General features: G+C 57.3%; 17 protein-coding genes. 6 read left to right on the top strand and 11 right to left on the bottom strand.

Annotated elements, in window-relative coordinates; translation table 11 throughout:
- Positions 1-135 precede the first annotated feature (135 nt).
- Positions 136-1,236 (bottom strand): class I SAM-dependent methyltransferase, encoded by a 1,101-nt coding sequence (locus WKI41_RS21450; protein ID WP_340195443.1) that lies wholly within the window; start codon positions 1,234-1,236, stop codon positions 136-138.
- 5 nt (positions 1,237-1,241) lie between these two features.
- Positions 1,242-2,063: a prolipoprotein diacylglyceryl transferase gene (gene lgt, locus WKI41_RS21445; protein ID WP_340195511.1), complete on the bottom strand. Its 822-nt coding sequence runs from the start codon at positions 2,061-2,063 to the stop codon at positions 1,242-1,244.
- Between the two features lie 301 nt (positions 2,064-2,364).
- On the opposite strand from lgt, the gene WKI41_RS21440 reads away from it, so the two are divergent.
- The 4 genes from WKI41_RS21440 (at position 2,365) to WKI41_RS21425 (ending at position 4,876) form a co-directional block, all read left to right on the top strand.
- Complete coding sequence (locus WKI41_RS21440; protein ID WP_340195442.1) at positions 2,365-2,628, top strand: accessory factor UbiK family protein; 264 nt, start codon at positions 2,365-2,367, stop codon at positions 2,626-2,628.
- Positions 2,629-3,089: 461 nt separating this feature from the next.
- Entirely contained in the window at positions 3,090-3,590 is a 501-nt protein-coding gene (locus WKI41_RS21435) for a YbjN domain-containing protein (RefSeq protein WP_340195441.1), read from the top strand.
- Between the two features lie 5 nt (positions 3,591-3,595).
- Complete coding sequence (gene proC / locus WKI41_RS21430) at positions 3,596-4,414, top strand: pyrroline-5-carboxylate reductase (RefSeq protein ID WP_340195440.1); 819 nt, start codon at positions 3,596-3,598, stop codon at positions 4,412-4,414.
- A 120-nt stretch (positions 4,415-4,534) separates the two neighbouring features.
- A complete protein-coding gene (locus tag WKI41_RS21425) occupies positions 4,535-4,876 on the top strand; it encodes a tRNA-binding protein (protein WP_340195439.1) in 342 nt (113 codons plus the stop codon).
- A gap of 34 nt (positions 4,877-4,910) precedes the next feature.
- On the opposite strand, the gene WKI41_RS21420 is transcribed toward WKI41_RS21425, so the two are convergent.
- The 4 genes from WKI41_RS21420 to WKI41_RS21405 all read right to left on the bottom strand — a co-directional run bounded on the left by WKI41_RS21420 (position 4,911) and on the right by WKI41_RS21405 (position 8,372).
- The gene (locus tag WKI41_RS21420; RefSeq protein ID WP_340195438.1) at positions 4,911-6,290 is read right to left on the bottom strand and encodes an ATP-binding protein; all 1,380 of its coding nucleotides are present in this window, start codon (positions 6,288-6,290) and stop codon (positions 4,911-4,913) included.
- A gap of 50 nt (positions 6,291-6,340) precedes the next feature.
- The gene (locus WKI41_RS21415) at positions 6,341-7,051 is read right to left on the bottom strand and encodes a response regulator (RefSeq protein ID WP_340195437.1); all 711 of its coding nucleotides are present in this window, start codon (positions 7,049-7,051) and stop codon (positions 6,341-6,343) included.
- A gap of 2 nt (positions 7,052-7,053) precedes the next feature.
- Complete coding sequence (locus WKI41_RS21410) at positions 7,054-7,551, bottom strand: MarR family winged helix-turn-helix transcriptional regulator (protein ID WP_340195436.1); 498 nt, start codon at positions 7,549-7,551, stop codon at positions 7,054-7,056.
- Between the two features lie 218 nt (positions 7,552-7,769).
- Positions 7,770-8,372, bottom strand: a complete 603-nt coding sequence (locus WKI41_RS21405) for a DUF1236 domain-containing protein (RefSeq protein WP_340195435.1) — start codon at positions 8,370-8,372, stop codon at positions 7,770-7,772.
- 234 nt (positions 8,373-8,606) lie between these two features.
- Between WKI41_RS21405 and WKI41_RS21400 the strand changes: the two genes are divergently transcribed.
- Positions 8,607-9,305, top strand: coding sequence for an MBL fold metallo-hydrolase (locus tag WKI41_RS21400; protein ID WP_340195434.1), 699 nt, complete (start codon positions 8,607-8,609; stop codon positions 9,303-9,305).
- Between the two features lie 90 nt (positions 9,306-9,395).
- On the opposite strand, the gene WKI41_RS21395 is transcribed toward WKI41_RS21400, so the two are convergent.
- The 3 genes from WKI41_RS21395 to WKI41_RS21385 form a co-directional block, all read right to left on the bottom strand.
- A complete protein-coding gene (locus tag WKI41_RS21395; RefSeq protein ID WP_003494703.1) occupies positions 9,396-9,611 on the bottom strand; it encodes a cold-shock protein in 216 nt (71 codons plus the stop codon).
- 429 nt (positions 9,612-10,040) lie between these two features.
- Positions 10,041-10,943 (bottom strand): DMT family transporter, encoded by a 903-nt coding sequence (locus WKI41_RS21390; RefSeq protein ID WP_340195433.1) that lies wholly within the window; start codon positions 10,941-10,943, stop codon positions 10,041-10,043.
- 234 nt (positions 10,944-11,177) lie between these two features.
- Entirely contained in the window at positions 11,178-11,489 is a 312-nt protein-coding gene (locus WKI41_RS21385; RefSeq protein ID WP_340195432.1) for a hypothetical protein, read from the bottom strand.
- A gap of 374 nt (positions 11,490-11,863) precedes the next feature.
- On the opposite strand from WKI41_RS21385, the gene WKI41_RS21380 reads away from it, so the two are divergent.
- Positions 11,864-13,066 carry a pyridoxal phosphate-dependent aminotransferase gene (locus WKI41_RS21380; protein WP_340195431.1) on the top strand — a complete coding sequence of 401 codons (1,203 nt, stop codon included), beginning with the start codon at positions 11,864-11,866 and terminating at the stop codon, positions 13,064-13,066.
- Between the two features lie 47 nt (positions 13,067-13,113).
- Here WKI41_RS21380 and WKI41_RS21375 read toward each other — a convergent pair whose 3' ends face one another.
- Together WKI41_RS21375 and WKI41_RS21370 are read right to left on the bottom strand one after the other, a co-directional pair.
- Positions 13,114-13,641, bottom strand: coding sequence for a GNAT family N-acetyltransferase (locus tag WKI41_RS21375; RefSeq protein ID WP_340195430.1), 528 nt, complete (start codon positions 13,639-13,641; stop codon positions 13,114-13,116).
- Between the two features lie 8 nt (positions 13,642-13,649).
- Complete coding sequence (locus WKI41_RS21370; protein WP_340195429.1) at positions 13,650-14,762, bottom strand: calcium:proton antiporter; 1,113 nt, start codon at positions 14,760-14,762, stop codon at positions 13,650-13,652.
- Positions 14,763-14,892 lie beyond the last annotated feature (130 nt).

The following is a 14,892-nucleotide window of genomic DNA, read 5'->3' as shown; positions in this document are numbered from 1 at the left end:
TCCGATGAGTGCATCTCAAATAGATGCCGTGCGGCAGATGTGCTCTGCTTCGAATTGACCCAATGTTGGCCCAAGCGGACAGCCCGTGTCAATCTCCCCCTCAGGCACCGGGCGCCTGTCGCTTCATCCGCGCGCTCAATCGAGTGCGCGAAACGGCAGCAAATGCAGGGCAGGGCTGGAGACTGCAAGGACCTTGAAAAGCTCGCCCATCTTGCCGGCACCTTCGCCGGCAAGACGATTGATGGCTTCGGCGATCGCCAGTGTCTGATCTGGTGTTGCCGTTGCGGCCAAGGCCTGTCCGCGTTCTTTGAGCCCAAGGCCGTAGAGGAAATCGCCCTGGTGCACGCAGCCGTTGACATGGACGCCGTTTGCGTTCGCCGTCTTTACCAGGCTTTCAAAATCCACATGACTGGTGAGATCGGCTTCCCCTGGATGAGCGAGGACCGGATCATATTCATGCATTCTCAGCGCCTGCATGGTGTCGCCATAGCCGGACACCATGTGGCCGTAGTCGATGATGAGCGCGGTTCCGCTGTTGACCTTGAGCCTTTCGCAGAGCGCGGCCATAACCGCTTCGCGCGCCGGCGAGTATTCGAAGATCGTGCCAAGTGCTTGGCGCTCAGGCTGTGGGGGTAGAAGGTCGGGATCGAGGCCAGCGACGCCAGCGGTGAAGATGAGTTCGTCATCCTCATTGAGGCTGACGACCCGTTCCCTGAAGCCCTGCGGCGTCTTGACGAACTGGCGGATCGGGATGGCATCAAAGAGTTCATTGGCTGCAATCAGAAGGAAGCCCGGTGGCACATCCTCGAAGCTTTCGTGCCAGCTGATCTTGCCCTCATGCGCCGCGAGCGTCTTTTGCTGCGTCTCGGTCAGAAGCGGGCTGGTCTCGATCAGATGCACGCTCATCGTCTCATAGAGCGGCGCGGCAATGCGTTGGATAACCCGCAAGATATCCGCCATCATCGTACCGCGGCCGGGGCCGATTTCGACCAGTCGGACATTTGCGGGTGTACCGTGACGCTGCCAGGCGTGCACCATGAACACGCCGAGCATCTCACCGAAAAGCTGGCTGACTTCCGGTGCCGTGACGAAATCGCCGGTGCGGCCGAATGGCTGGCGCGTCTTGTAATAGCCATGCTCTGGATCTGCGAGGCAGAGCGAGAAGTAATCGGTGACGCTCAACGGGCCATTGAGACGAATAAGAGACTTGATGCGACGGGCAAGGGGCGTTGGCATGTCACTTATCCGTTCTGCGGGGAGCGGGCAGCCAAACGCGCCCGCAGGATGGCCCAGACACCAAGCGCGAACATGGGCGCGGAGAGAACCATTCCCATGGTCAACCAGTTCCCGGCCAGATAGCCGATCTGCGCATCGGGCTCGCGGAAGAATTCAACGAAGATGCGCGACAGGGCGTATCCGGCGACGAAGGTACCCGTCACGGTGCCTGGCGTCTTCAGCGCCTTGAAGGCCCAGATCAGGATGGAGAGAACAACGAGCAGCACGATGCCTTCCAGCCCAGCTTCGTAAAGCTGGCTTGGATGGCGGGCGAAGGGCCCACCCGTCGGGAAGACGACAGCCCATGGAACATCTGTCAAACGACCCCACAATTCGCCATTGATGAAGTTGGCGATGCGGCCGAAGAGCAGGCCGATCGGTGCAACCGCAGCGATAATATCGAACATGCTCCAGACGGGAATGGCGTTGCGGCGGGCAAAGAGGATCATCGCGATCGTCGTGCCAAGCAGGCCGCCATGGAAGGACATGCCGCCATTCCAAATTTCGAAGGCGCGGACCGGATTCGCCATGACGGCAGGCAGATCATAAAAAAGCACATAGCCGATGCGCCCGCCCAGCACGATGCCGGCCGCCGCCCAGATGATGAAATCGTCCAGGTGAATTGGCGTTACCGGCGATTTGTCGCCCGGCCACAGACGGTCTGTCATGCTGAGCTTGCGCGCATAATACCAGCCCAGAAGAATGCCGACGACGTAAGCGATGCCATACCAATGAATCGAGATCGGGCCGATGGAAAAGGCGATCGGATCGATGTTCGGAAACGGCATGATCGAAAGCGGGGCAAGCGGTGAAAACAAGTCGCGTATTCCATTCTCTTGTTGTTGGCGAAAACGCTGGGTTTTCGAAACGCAGGCAGTATGAGCATGATCTTTCCCGCCGGGCGAAAAATGGCGGGTGAAAAGGGAGTGGTCAAGGCGATTCTTTGGCGCTTTCAGGACAGTCACGAGTAAGGTTACCGCCTGTCACAATCCCGTTTTTGCTTGCAACGCGCCAAGGGAGTGCCTACCTGAAATGTCAGAACCGGATAGAGCAACACGTCTCTCCGGATGAAGACGAGGACACCGCGCCATGAGCACAACCGGAACAAACCGCATATTCGATGAATTCGCGAAGCTGATGACCGATGCCGCAGGTGCGGCGCAGGGTGTACGGAAGGAAGTGGAGCAGGCATTTCATGCGCAGGCCGATCGCTGGCTGAACAGCCTCGATGTGGTCAAGCGCGAGGAGTTCGATGCCGTTCGCGAGATGGCAATCAAGGCCCGCGATGAGAATGATGCTCTGCGCGCCAGGATCGAAGCGCTAGAGGCAAAACTTGCCGGAAACGCTTCCTGAGCCCAATCCGATCTACGATTTCGGACATCTGTCAGACAGGCCGCGCTCTTACAAAGGGCGCGGCCTTTCGATTTTTTGTGCCTTAAACTGCGAAGCGACGCGAGTGCGGATTCGTACGGAAAGAGCAAGCGTTTTCGTCAGCATTTTTTTCCCCTCTGTGGACACATGCAAAAAGTGCAATCGGCAGAGTCGGTTATGACTCCCAACTGATCCGACGCGCCAAGAGATATCCACGGTTCTCCCCGGAAAATGGCCGAGCAGGGGGTGGCGATGGGACTCGCTCGTTATAGACTGATTTTAAATGATGATTCGAAACGAACTCGGTAAGCTCCAGACAGGTTCACTGCGTTAATCTGGCGGCGTCGGGCAATCGTCCTAAACTGATGTACCGGCATTTGTATGTGCGTTTTTGTGCTTCGCGTGCGAAACAAAACATTCATCTCCGGCTGAAAAGGTGCCGTATGAGCCTAATAGAATTCGAAGTTGAACGTCTCTCCAACCCGGTCGACATGATCGAGTTCGTAGCGGCCGCCAACGATTGGTCTTTCGAGCGCTCGGGCGAGGACGAAATTGCCATGACGGTGGAAGGCCGTTGGGCCGACTACCACGTCTCGTTTTCCTGGATGGAACAGTTCGAAGCGCTTCATCTCGCCTGCGCCTTCGATATCCGCGTTCCCGATCATCGCGTCAATGAAGTGATCCGGCTGCTGTCGCATGTTAACGGCCAGACGCTGATGGGCCATTTCGACCTGTGGCGCCAGGAAGATGTCATCATCTTCCGTCAGTCGTTGCTGTTGGCAGGCGGTGCCGAGCCGACCAATCAGCAGGTCGAGGTTCTGCTTTCCAGCGCGCTTGAAGCTTGCGAACAATATTATCAGGCTTTTCAGTTCGTCGTCTGGTCCGGGATGGAAGCAAAGGCGGCGATGGAAGCGGCTCTTTTCGAGACCGTCGGCGAGGCCTGATACACGTGCTCTCGCTCGGCTCTAACCCTATCGTTCTCGTCGGTGCCGGCAATATGGGCGGCGCCATGCTCTCCGGCTGGCTGAAGAAGGGTGTTGCCGGTTCGTCGGTAATCGTCATCGATCCACGTCCGTCCGATGCCATGTCCTCGACTTTGAGCCAGGTCGGCGCTCGCCACTACGAGAGTGCACCGGATGGCGTGACGGCCAGCATTCTGTTTCTGGCGGTCAAGCCGCAATTGATGGATGCGGTGCTACCGGGCTTGCAAGGGCTTGTCGGGGAAGAGACCGTCATCGTTTCGATTGCCGCGGGCAAGACGCTGTCGTCGATCGAGAGCTATCTGGGCAAGACGGCGACCGTGCGTGCCATGCCCAATACGCCCGCCATGGTGGGGCGTGGCGTGACCGGCGCTTATGCTAATGAGCGTGTTTCGGCCGACCAGCGGCAGTTGGTGGAAGAACTTCTGAAAGTCAGCGGCCCGGTTGAATGGGTTGCGACTGAAGGTGACATCGATGCCGTTACTGCCGTGTCCGGTAGTGGCCCCGCTTATGTTTTCTATCTCGTGGAATGCATGGCAGAGGCAGGCCGCAAAGCTGGCCTGCAGGCGGACCTTGCCATGCGTCTCGCGCGAGAAACCGTCGCGGGGGCTGGGGAGCTTCTCTACCAGTCCCCCGACGATGCCTCGAAACTGCGCCAGAATGTGACGTCTCCCGGCGGCACAACGGCGGCGGCTCTTTCCGTGCTGATGGCCGAGGATGGCATGCAGCCCTTGTTCGACAGGGCGATTGCCGCCGCCAAGACACGCGCGGAAGAACTGGCAAATTAAAGCATTTGCCGCAAAGCACGCGCGGTTTTGCGTCAGGGGAATGGATAGAACGAAAAAAGCGAGAGCCCTGAAGGTGAGCCTTGGTTCACCGAAAGTGTTTAATACGGAGACGAAGGGCAGATGAACGCTGAAATCAGCTATGCGGATTTCGAGAAGGTCGATATTCGCGTCGGTACCATCATCGAGACGGAAGCCTTTCCGGAAGCACGCAAGCCGGCCTTCAAGCTGAAGATCGATTTCGGCCCGGAGATCGGCGTCAAGAAATCATCGGCGCAGATTACCGTCCATTATACCCTTGAAAGCCTTGTCGGACGACAGGTGCTTGCGGTCGTGAATTTTCCGCCGCGCCAGATCGGCCCATTCCGCTCGGAAGTTCTCACACTTGGTTTTGCCGATGGCAATGGCGACATCGTCTTGGCTGCCGTCGAGCGCGATGTCCCGAACGGCCAAAAGATGTGCTGATCGCCGTCAGGGTCTGATATCGCTTCCTGTTCGGTCAGGCTGGAATTTTCACGATCACGCGCAGTCCACCCAGCGGGCTGTCATCCAGCATCACGTCGCCACCATGGCTTCTTGCGATATCCCGCACAATCGAAAGACCTAGCCCTGTGCCGGAGGCGTTGAGGTTACGTGCCTCATCCAGCCGGAAGAAAGGCTTGAACACGTCTTCGCGCGATTCAGGCGGGATGCCAGGACCGTCATCATCAAAGACGAGACTGGTCGATCGCGGAGCCCGTCGCAGCTCAATGGAGAGTGTCTTCGCATAGCGCTGTGCGTTGGCAGCTAGGTTGCCGATCAGGCGCGAGAAGGCGTTGGGACGAGCGGAGAGCTGTGACACGCCGTTCAGCTGGAATGTCATCGTCTTCCCGACCATCTGGAAATCACTCTGCAGCTTCTGCAACAATGGCTCCAGTTCCAGTGTGCCGACATCCTCCTCCGCATCGTCGCGGGCAAAGGCGAGATAGGCTTCCAGCATCGACTGCATGTCGTCGACATCCTTGTCGAGACCTTCCAGATCCGGATTATCGCCTGCCAGTGCGAGTTGAAGCTTGAAGCGGGTGAGGATGGTACGCAGATCGTGGCTCACACCATTCAACATTGCGGTGCGCTGCTCCATCTGTCGCTCGATCCGCTCTCGCATGAGAATGAAGGCAAGCCCAGCGCGCCTTACCTCATCGGCACCTTTCGGCGAGTAAGCCGTGATCTTCTGGCCTCGACCGAAACTTTCGGCGGCCTTGGCGAGCGCCAGGATCGGACGGATCTGGCCGCGCAGGAAGAGGATGGAGATGCCGAGCAGGACGAGCGAAGCGCCGACCATCCAGACAAGGAAGATGTGCGTGTTGGAGGCATAGGTCTGGTTGCGGCGCGTGAAGATGCGTAGCGTCTTGTCCTTCAGCTGGATGCGGATTTCCACCAGCGAGCCGTTGCCGAACGCATCGATCCAGAAGGGCCTGCCGATTTGCGCGTTGATCTGGTCGGCCAGAATGGAATCAAGAATGGAGAAGAAGGGCTGTGGCCTTGCTGGCGGCAGCTCCGTTTTCGGCTCGATGTAGATGCTGAGATCGAGCTTCTCTCGGGCAATATTGATGACGCGCTGATAGTCGTCCTCTTCCGGATCGGTCTCGATCAGCTCGATGATCGCAGCGATGTCCCGGGTAACGGCAGCAGAAAGACGCTCCGTCACCAACTGCCAGTGCCTCTCCATAAAGACGGCCGCGACGACCGCCTGCAACAGAACCATTGGTAGAATGATGATCAGCAACGAGCGGGTATAAAGACCGGTCGGAAGCCAGTGCCGTAACCATCGCACAAAGAAGCGCCACCCTCGTGCTGGGGCGCTGTTGCGGGCGAAACTCATGAAGTCGAGGCTTGCCATTGATCACCTGTCCGTCCGGCTCTGTTCCGGACGCGCCAGAAGGGTGTGGTTCAATCGACGCTCAGCCGGTAGCCGATGCCGCGCACCGTCTGCAAATAGACGGGATTGGCGGGATCGTCCTCGATCTTGCGTCGAAGGCGATTGATCTGCACGTCGATGGTGCGCTCGCCGACATCTGCATCGGCATCCACCAGCTCATGTCTGGGGATCGTTTCGCCGGCGCGCAGTGCAAAGAGCATCATGATGTCCAGCTCCCTGTCAGTCAGCCGGATGATATCGGCGCCGCGCCGAAGCTCTTTCTTGTGGAGGGAAAAGTTGAACGGGCCAAAAATGATCTGGTCGATTTTCGGCGTATCCGGCGAGGTGTTGCGTCTGAGGATATTGTTGATACGCAGCACCAGTTCACGCGGATCGAAAGGCTTGGCGAGATAATCATCGGCACCGGCTTCAAGCCCGGCAATCCGTGAATCCGCTTCTGAGCGCGCGGTCAGAAGAATAACCGGCACGGTCTTGTTTTCATTTAGAGACTTCGTCAGCGAAAGGCCGTTCTCACCAGGCATCATCACATCGAGGATGAGGAGATCAAACTGGATGCCTTGCATCTTGCGGCGTGCCTCGGCGGCGTCTGCCGCGGCAGTAATGCGGTATCCCTTGTCGCTCAAGAAGCGCTGGAGAAGGTCGCGGATACGGGCGTCGTCATCGACGATGAGGAGATGGGGCGCGTCATCATCCGCCGGCTGTTTCGCTGTTGCTGTGGCCATCGTCATTCCGCTCCTGTCGGTTCGGCGTCGCGCATCTTGGCGAGAAATTCAAGAACGCAGGTCCTGGCTTGCGTCGACATGCCATCCAGAGCGCGCGCGATGCGGCGCGATTGCGGATCGCTTAAGGCAAGCGCCAGTTCTCGGCCTGTCAGTGTCGGGTAGAGCCTGCGCTGGCGACGGTCTTCGGGGCCTGCCATCTGGCGAATGTAGCCTTCGTCGATGAGTTGTTTAAGCACCCGCGCAAGGCTCTGCTTTGTGATCTGCAGCGTATCGAGAAGGTCGGCGACCGTCATACCGGGGTTGCGGCAGACGAAATAGACCACACGATGATGCGCTCGGCCATAGCCGAGCTTCTCCAGAATCGCGTCCGGATCGGAAACGAAGTCGCGATAGGCGAAGAAGAAGGCCTCAATCGTGTCGAAGTCGATTTTCGCATCATCGACGTGGGGCAGGGCCGGAGCCGGCTTGGCGGCAGCCTTTTTCAGCGATTGGGCAGGCACTGTTGTTCCTTCGATATCATCTTGGTCTGCAACACCATTAGCATGAGTTTGGCCCAATTGGTGTCCTAGACGGGCGTCTCACGATCATTTTCTGTTGCGTTCGATAATATGCCGCAGGTTGAACATCAATGCCAAACCACGTGTGTGCTCCCATAAGCAAAAGAGCGCGGCAAGGCCGCGCTCTTCGCTACTCATACACGCTGGTACTCTACGCGACGTTACTCGTACACATACACAACGCGGCGCGTGCTTGGTTCAACCAGAACGCGACGATCATTGACGCGGACGTAGCTATATTCGTAGTCAGGAATAGCAACGAGCTCCGCGCTGGCAGGAACAGTCGTGCCGATGGCGACATCGCCCTCGACGCGCACGACCTTGCCTGGATGCTGATCGATATAGGTGATGACCTGCTCCGGCGGGTCTACCTCACCGACACGACCGAGGTTAGGGTCGCCCGGGTTCGGTTCTTCCTGCTGGACGCTTGCCGTCTTCTCGTAGGTCACGACCGGAACATCGATGTCAGCGCGACGCTCACGCAGGATGACTGGCGAACCTTCATACATGACGTTCAGGTAGTCGGCATTGGCCCAACCGCGTACGCCGTTGACTTCAATACGGCACCAGGCGCTGCCTTCGAGGCATCCGTCAAGAACCGCATTGCTGCCGCGCGTGGCAAGACCCACTTCCGGGTAATCTTCGCCTGGGCCGGAACGTACCGAAATGTCAGATGCCGTGGTCGCAACCATGGCCGCATTGGCATAACCGGCGATCAAAGCGAAAGCGCCGCCAGCAATCATCAGTTTCAGCTTCTTGTCCATCTGTCTCACTCCTTTGAAGACTGGGGCAAGAACGCAGCTTCTGCTTTTCCGTTCCCGAAAGCACGAGAACTATGTTTGAAAAGGCGCTATATAAGTCAAGATAAGGTGCTGATTTGTCTTCTTCTTTAACATTATCGACAATGCTTTTAGAGCTTTACTTTTTTCACATTTCATTGTGCTGTCGCGCATGCCAGTCTATAGGGCAGAACGGTTTATCGTCAGCAGGAGGTCGTCATGGGAAAGTTGCAGGCAGGGATCATTCCGGTCACGCCATTTGAGCAGAACTGCACCATTCTCTTCGACGAGGGCACGAAGGAAGGCGTGGTTGTCGATCCGGGCGGGGATGTCGATGTCATCGTTCAGACTGTTGCCGAAAACGGTATCACGCTGAAAGAGATCTGGCTCACTCATGGTCATCTCGATCATGCCGGCGGCGCCAAGGAATTAAAGGAGCAGCTGTCGCTGGCGATCATCGGCCCGCATGAGGATGACCGTCCGCTGCTTGAGCGGATCGTGACCCAGGCGCAGAAGTATGGTATCACCGGTCTCCAGAACGTGCTTCCCGATCGGTGGCTGAAGGATGGAGATGTGGTGTCCTTCGGGGATCACGCATTCGAAGTCTATCACTGCCCAGGCCATGCGCCGGGCCACGTCATCTACTATAATCGGGAGCAGAACTTCGCCCATGTTGGCGACGTTCTGTTCAACGGCTCTATCGGGCGTACCGACCTTCCCGGTGGAAACCATGAGCAACTGCTCGCCTCCATCCGCGATAAAGTGCTGCCTCTCGGCGACGAGGTCGGGTTCATTTGCGGGCACGGCCCCGGCGGTCGCTTCGGTGAAGAGCGACGCTCAAACCCTTACCTGCAAAATCTCGGCCCGATTGGCGTAGCTCCGGCAGCCCCGAACGGGGTTGAGAAAAGCGTCGATTGAAGAGAGGCGAGGGAGGCTTTTCTCAAGCCGATCCATAAAAAAACCCGGCATTCCTGCCGGGCTTCAACTAGAAGAGAAAGTCGTTGTGGCTCAGCCAGCAATCTGAAGATTGACTGCCTTTGGGCCCTTGCCGCGACGATCCGGTTCCGTGTCGAAGCTCACTTTCTGGTTTTCTGACAGACCGGACAGGCCGGAGGCCTGTACGGCAGAGATGTGAACAAAGATATCAGCGCCACCATTGTCTGGCTTGATGAAGCCGAAGCCCTTGTCGGTATTGAAGAATTTTACGGTGCCAGTCTCGGCCATGCATCAGGTCCTTTTCGCTCTGCCCGTGTTCAGCTCCAGGCAGCATTACAGTTTTGCCCGCTAGGGCGTACGGCAGGCAGTTCTTGATGTTTGAGAGATTGAACCATCGCCGTGGAAGTCTTGACGTTCTGATCAACGTTTTGTTGTTCCCACCGCTCGAAGTATTGTCTCCGATGCATCTATTTCTAGGTCTTCCCACGCTCGCAAATTGCCCGAACGGCGGTAGAGTGATGTGTTTATTTAAAATTGGCAAGCAAAAGTTTTTAGGCGCCAAACACGATCAATCGCGGGCGTTTGACGCGTATAACGCGTAATGCGGAAATTTTTCCCGTTAGGGCGCAGTTAAGAAAACAAAACCATCGTTGGCGATGGGTATTCCCTGCAATTTTCGCGCACAGTCATGAAGACTTCATCAATAGACAGCGCGCCTTAGCCTGTTTCGCCAAGTTTTTGCTGGCGCCTTTTCGTAAGCTCCGGCACCAGTTCGACCAGCAGAATGGCGGCAAAGATGATGGCGCAGCCGATGTAGCCTGCGGCCGGGATGATCTCTCCCAGAAACAGCGATGCAAAAAGAGCGCCGAAAAGAGCTTCGGACGAGAGGAAGATGGCCGCCTGTGGCGCTGTCGTGTAGCGCTGGCCTATGACCTGGAGAACGAAGGCAAGACCGGACGAAACGAGGCCGACATAGAGGATCTCGCGGATCGACGCAGCAACCGCCTGGGTGTTGATCGGCTCAAAGGCCGCGCCGATCACCACGCTGAGAATGGCGCAGACGGAGAACTGGGCACAGGAAAGGGCAAGCGGTCGATTGCTGGCCATGACGGCGCGGCCGGCAAGCGTGATTTGCACAGCCCAGAAGAAGGCACAGGTGATGCTGAGGAAATCCCCTGTCGTCAGGCTGCTGAAGGCGCCCCCGGAAAGCAGAAAGATGCCGACCAGCATCATGGTGGCACCCGGCCAAACCACCCAGTGCGGGTAGCGCCGATAAATCAAGACGGCGATGACCGGTACGAAGATGACGTAAAGAGCCGTGAGAAAGCTGGAATTGGTGACAGAGGTGGTGAGCAGACCCACCTGCTGCGTGGTCGCGCCCATGAACAGTGCCAGTCCCACCAGGCCAAAGGCTCGATATTCCGCGCTGCTCGGCTTCGATCCCATGCGGCGTGTTTCCATGAGTGCAAAGGGCAAGACCGCAAGAGCGGCAATGGCAAAGCGCAGGCCGACAAACCAGAAGGGACCGATCGACGCCATGGCAGTGGACTGCGCGACAAAGCCGCCACCCCATATCGCGGCAGCGAGAAGAAGTACGAGGTTTGCCTGAATGCGCGTCATTCTTCACCACTGGCAAGCAACGGTCCGTTGCTTCATTGTCTTGTCGAAGAGGGTGATCCGTTAGCGCGAAATCCGACCAGCAGAGGTGCGTTAGAATCGGCGGTGTGCACGAAGCAGCAGATCTTGACCCTGAAGATGGCGGAGATGCTCCTACGCGTCATAGGGTGCCTCGGACAGCCATTTCATCGGTGCTCTATCAGCATGGGCGGGGTTCGGCAAGGCACAGGAAGACGGTCAGTCGCGATCGCGGCGCAGGCGACTTTCGCGAATGCTGCTGAGCGTCAGGACTACACCCCCGACCGCCATGGTGCCGAAACCGAGTGCCACCAGACCGGTGACGAAGATGCGGTCCGATGCTTTCGAGATCGGTGCACTGGCAATGGCGGATGTCGTCATGGGATCGACCGTTTCCGATGCGCGGGAGGAGGTTGCAAAGCCTGCTGCCATGGTGAGAATGACCATGATGGCCGCGAGCGCCATCCACAGAGAGAAGAGCATTCTCTGCACCTTCAGCCGATCTGCCGGGTTCCGGTCATTCATAAGCATTGTCGTCGTCCTTCTCGTTTGCCCGCATGCGAAAAAGAGGCTTGGAAGTGGACTGCTTGGAGACCGAATTTCGTCAGTCCGGCGTATTTATTGTGGCGATAAAAAGGCACGAATTAACGAGAGGTTAAGGTCATTAAAATTGCCAATTTTTTCGGCGTTCGCCTGAATTTGAAGTCGGTATCGTTCGAGGATGAAAACGGCGTCGCGTGAGCGGATGCAACTGCCCATTCCACAATAAAGTAAATACCACTCATCGCATCTTTTCATGGGTTTTGACCTTGAAAGACTTTCGGTCTTTCGACATACCACTTGCCGCAGAGAGCGGCGCCCCGCTGAACTTTCTGTCGATGTCAACTTCAATAGGACCGATAAAAATGGCCTTCCTTGCCGACATTCTCTCCCGCGTAAAGCCATCCGCCACCATCGCCGTTTCGCAGAAAGCTCGCGAATTGCAGGCGCAGGGTCGCGATGTGATTGGCCTTGGCGCCGGCGAGCCGGATTTCGATACGCCCGACAATATCAAGGAAGCTGCCATTGCCGCTATCAAAGCAGGCAAGACGAAATACACGCCTGTCTCCGGTATTCCGCAACTGCGCAAGGCGATTGCCGAAAAGTTCAAGCGCGAGAACGGTCTGGACTACAGGCCCGAGCAGACGATTGTCGGCACGGGCGGAAAGCAGATTCTTTTCAACGCCTTCATGGCAACGCTTAACCCTGGCGACGAAGTCGTTATTCCAGCACCTTATTGGGTGAGCTATCCGGAAATGGTGGCGATCTGCGGCGGCACACCGGTTTTCGTCAACACCACGCTGGAAGACAACTTCAAACTGAAGCCGGAAGCGCTTGAAAAGGCGATTACGCCCAAGACCAAGTGGTTCATCTTCAACTCGCCCTCCAACCCGTCGGGCGCGGCTTACAGCCACGACGAGCTGAAGGCTTTGACCGACGTTCTTGTCAAGCATCCGCATGTCTGGATCCTGACCGACGACATGTATGAGCACTTGACCTATGGCGACTTCAAGTTCGTGACGCCGGTTGAAGTGGAGCCTTCGCTCTACGACCGCACGCTGACGATGAACGGCGTTTCCAAAGCCTATGCAATGACCGGCTGGCGTATCGGCTATGCAGCTGGCCCGCTGCAGTTGATCAAGGCAATGGACATGATCCAAGGTCAGCAGACGTCTGGGGCCACCTCCATTGCGCAATGGGCAGCTGTCGAAGCGCTGAACGGTAGCCAGGACTTCATCCCGGCAAACAAGAAGATCTTCGAAGGCCGTCGTGACCTCGTCGTTTCTATGCTCAACCAGGCCAAGGGTATCACTTGCCCGGTTCCGGAAGGCGCGTTCTACGTTTATCCGTCCTGCGCTGGTCTGATCGGCAAGACGGCACCGTCAGGCAAGGTGATCGAGACGGACGAAGATTTCGTCACCGAGCTTCTGGAAACGGAAGGTGTTGCCGTCGTTCACGGCTCTGCCTTCGGCCTCGGCCCGAACTTCCGCATATCCTATGCGACATCGGAAAAGTTGCTGGAAGAGGCCTGCAACCGCATTCAGCGTTTCTGCGCTAATTGCCGCTAAGACTGGCAGCATTGACCAAAGGAAACCCGGCAGCGATGTCGGGTTTTTTATTGCGCTATAAGCTGGTCGAAATTGTCCCAGGCGTAGGCGATATTATCGGAACGCCAGATTGGCCCGGGATCGCGAAACTCGCCGATCTTGCGTGCGCGGAGCGCTTCATAAAATTCGCAAGCCAGTTTGTTGTCCTTGACGACGCCAAGGCCTGCAGAGCGGTAGCACATCGATCTGGCGTTAAGCGCCAAAGCTTCGAGAAGTCGCCTGCCGATCCCCTGCCGTTGGAAGCTGGACAGGATGCAGAGGTTCTTGATCTCCGCGCAGGATCCGAAAATCGGATGTGTTGGTTGGCCGATCGCGCCGATACCGACGGCCTCCCTCTCGATCTCTGCCACGAGAACACGTTGGTGCGGCTCTGGATGGGATAGTTTGCTGGTCCAGTAGCGCAGGCGATGTTCCTCATTAAGGGCTGCAAACACGGATGGCGAGGCGAGTTCCCGCATCGTTTCACGCCAGATCTGATTATGGACATGTGCGATGGCTGCCACATCGCTTAGCGTTGCCGGTCTGAGTTCAATCAATTGACGCCTCACAGCCCAAGAAACAGCAGCATGATGAAGGTGGCGAACAGGATCAGATGCGTCATGCCTTCAATGGCATTGGTCTCACCATCATTGAGATTGATCGCAGCTACGATCAGGGTGATGAAGACCATCACGGTCTGCACCGGCGTCATTGCCATGATGAAGGGTTGGCCGGAATAGAGTGCGATCGCTTCCATCACTGGGACGGTGAGGATGACCGTCGAGAGCGAGGCGCCCATGGCGATGTTGACGACGGGCTGCATGCGGTTGCGCAAGGCGGCGCGCATGGCGGTGAGGATTTCCGGCGCTGCCGAAATGGTGGCAACGACGACAGCCATCAGGCCCTCTGGGGCACCGCTTCCTTCCAGTCCATGGGTGAGGAAGGCAGCCATGAATTCCGCCAAAACGCCGATCAGCACAACGCCGACAAGGATGACACCGATCGAATAGGCAGCCGAGCCGTCCTCTTCTCCATGGCCGTGGGCATCGCCTTCCGGCGCTGCCTTTTTGCGGTCTGCACGCGGGTAGCTGTAGCTGAAGAAGTAGCTATGCGGTCCGACCTGCATTTTGAGGAAAAGGCCGTATAGCGCGATCATCGCGCAGATCGTGAAAGCAGAGTAGAGGTGCCACTTCGCTTCCGGCACGAATTCCGGCACGATCATCGAGATGCCCATGGCCGTCAGAATCATTACGCCATAGGTTCGGCCGGAATCGTCATTATAGGGTTGCTCGCCGTGACGTAGGCCTCCAAGCAAGGCAGCCAGACCCAGGATGCCGTTGATGTCGATCATCACCGCCGAGTAGATCGTATCGCGCACCAGAGTAGGGGAGCTCGACTCGCTCATGATGATGGCGAGGATCAGCACTTCGACCGCAACCGCAGACAGCGTCAGGATCATCGTGCCATAAGGATCTCCGACCTTGGCCGCGAGGATTTCGGCGTGATGGGCAACCCGCATGGAGACTGCAACGATGACAGCAATCAGCGCGGCAGCAACGACAAAGGAGAGTGCCTTGCTCGCTTCCAGCACGCTGTGCTCTGCCAGATAAGCGACGATCGCAACTGGGACGGCGAGCAAAAGCATGCGCTCCTGCTTCAAAGTGGTGGCGACGGACATATTCCCCTCCAGATCTCAGAGCCGTTCCGGTGAACACCGGCTCCGTTGCTGCAACTTTCGGCTCCTCACATTTTCACGCCTAACTATGAGCGGGCGAAAATGCTTAGGGCCGATGATCTTTTCAGTGATG

This window comes from Agrobacterium larrymoorei (assembly GCF_037722385.1).
Classification (GTDB): Bacteria; Pseudomonadota; Alphaproteobacteria; order Rhizobiales; family Rhizobiaceae; genus Agrobacterium; species Agrobacterium larrymoorei_C.
This window is presented reverse-complemented; position numbering and strand designations above follow the sequence as displayed.

What these genes read in the sequence shown, in the direction of transcription:
- WKI41_RS21405 (WP_340195435.1), bottom strand. Translation starts at nt 8,372, where the DNA reads ATGGACAAGAAGCTGAAACTGATGATTGCTGGCGGCGCTTTCGCTTTG.
- WKI41_RS21450 (WP_340195443.1), bottom strand. Translation starts at nt 1,236, where the DNA reads ATGCCAACGCCCCTTGCCCGTCGCATCAAGTCTCTTATTCGTCTCAAT.
- WKI41_RS21390 (WP_340195433.1), bottom strand. Translation starts at nt 10,943, where the DNA reads ATGACGCGCATTCAGGCAAACCTCGTACTTCTTCTCGCTGCCGCGATA.
- WKI41_RS21425 (WP_340195439.1), top strand. Translation starts at nt 4,535, where the DNA reads ATGAACGCTGAAATCAGCTATGCGGATTTCGAGAAGGTCGATATTCGC.
- WKI41_RS21420 (WP_340195438.1), bottom strand. Translation starts at nt 6,290, where the DNA reads ATGGCAAGCCTCGACTTCATGAGTTTCGCCCGCAACAGCGCCCCAGCA.
- WKI41_RS21380 (WP_340195431.1), top strand. Translation starts at nt 11,864, where the DNA reads ATGGCCTTCCTTGCCGACATTCTCTCCCGCGTAAAGCCATCCGCCACC.
- WKI41_RS21435 (WP_340195441.1), top strand. Translation starts at nt 3,090, where the DNA reads ATGAGCCTAATAGAATTCGAAGTTGAACGTCTCTCCAACCCGGTCGAC.
- WKI41_RS21400 (WP_340195434.1), top strand. Translation starts at nt 8,607, where the DNA reads ATGGGAAAGTTGCAGGCAGGGATCATTCCGGTCACGCCATTTGAGCAG.
- WKI41_RS21385 (WP_340195432.1), bottom strand. Translation starts at nt 11,489, where the DNA reads ATGCTTATGAATGACCGGAACCCGGCAGATCGGCTGAAGGTGCAGAGA.
- lgt (WP_340195511.1), bottom strand. Translation starts at nt 2,063, where the DNA reads ATGCCGTTTCCGAACATCGATCCGATCGCCTTTTCCATCGGCCCGATC.
- WKI41_RS21415 (WP_340195437.1), bottom strand. Translation starts at nt 7,051, where the DNA reads ATGGCCACAGCAACAGCGAAACAGCCGGCGGATGATGACGCGCCCCAT.
- WKI41_RS21440 (WP_340195442.1), top strand. Translation starts at nt 2,365, where the DNA reads ATGAGCACAACCGGAACAAACCGCATATTCGATGAATTCGCGAAGCTG.
- WKI41_RS21370 (WP_340195429.1), bottom strand. Translation starts at nt 14,762, where the DNA reads ATGTCCGTCGCCACCACTTTGAAGCAGGAGCGCATGCTTTTGCTCGCC.
- WKI41_RS21395 (WP_003494703.1), bottom strand. Translation starts at nt 9,611, where the DNA reads ATGGCCGAGACTGGCACCGTAAAATTCTTCAATACCGACAAGGGCTTC.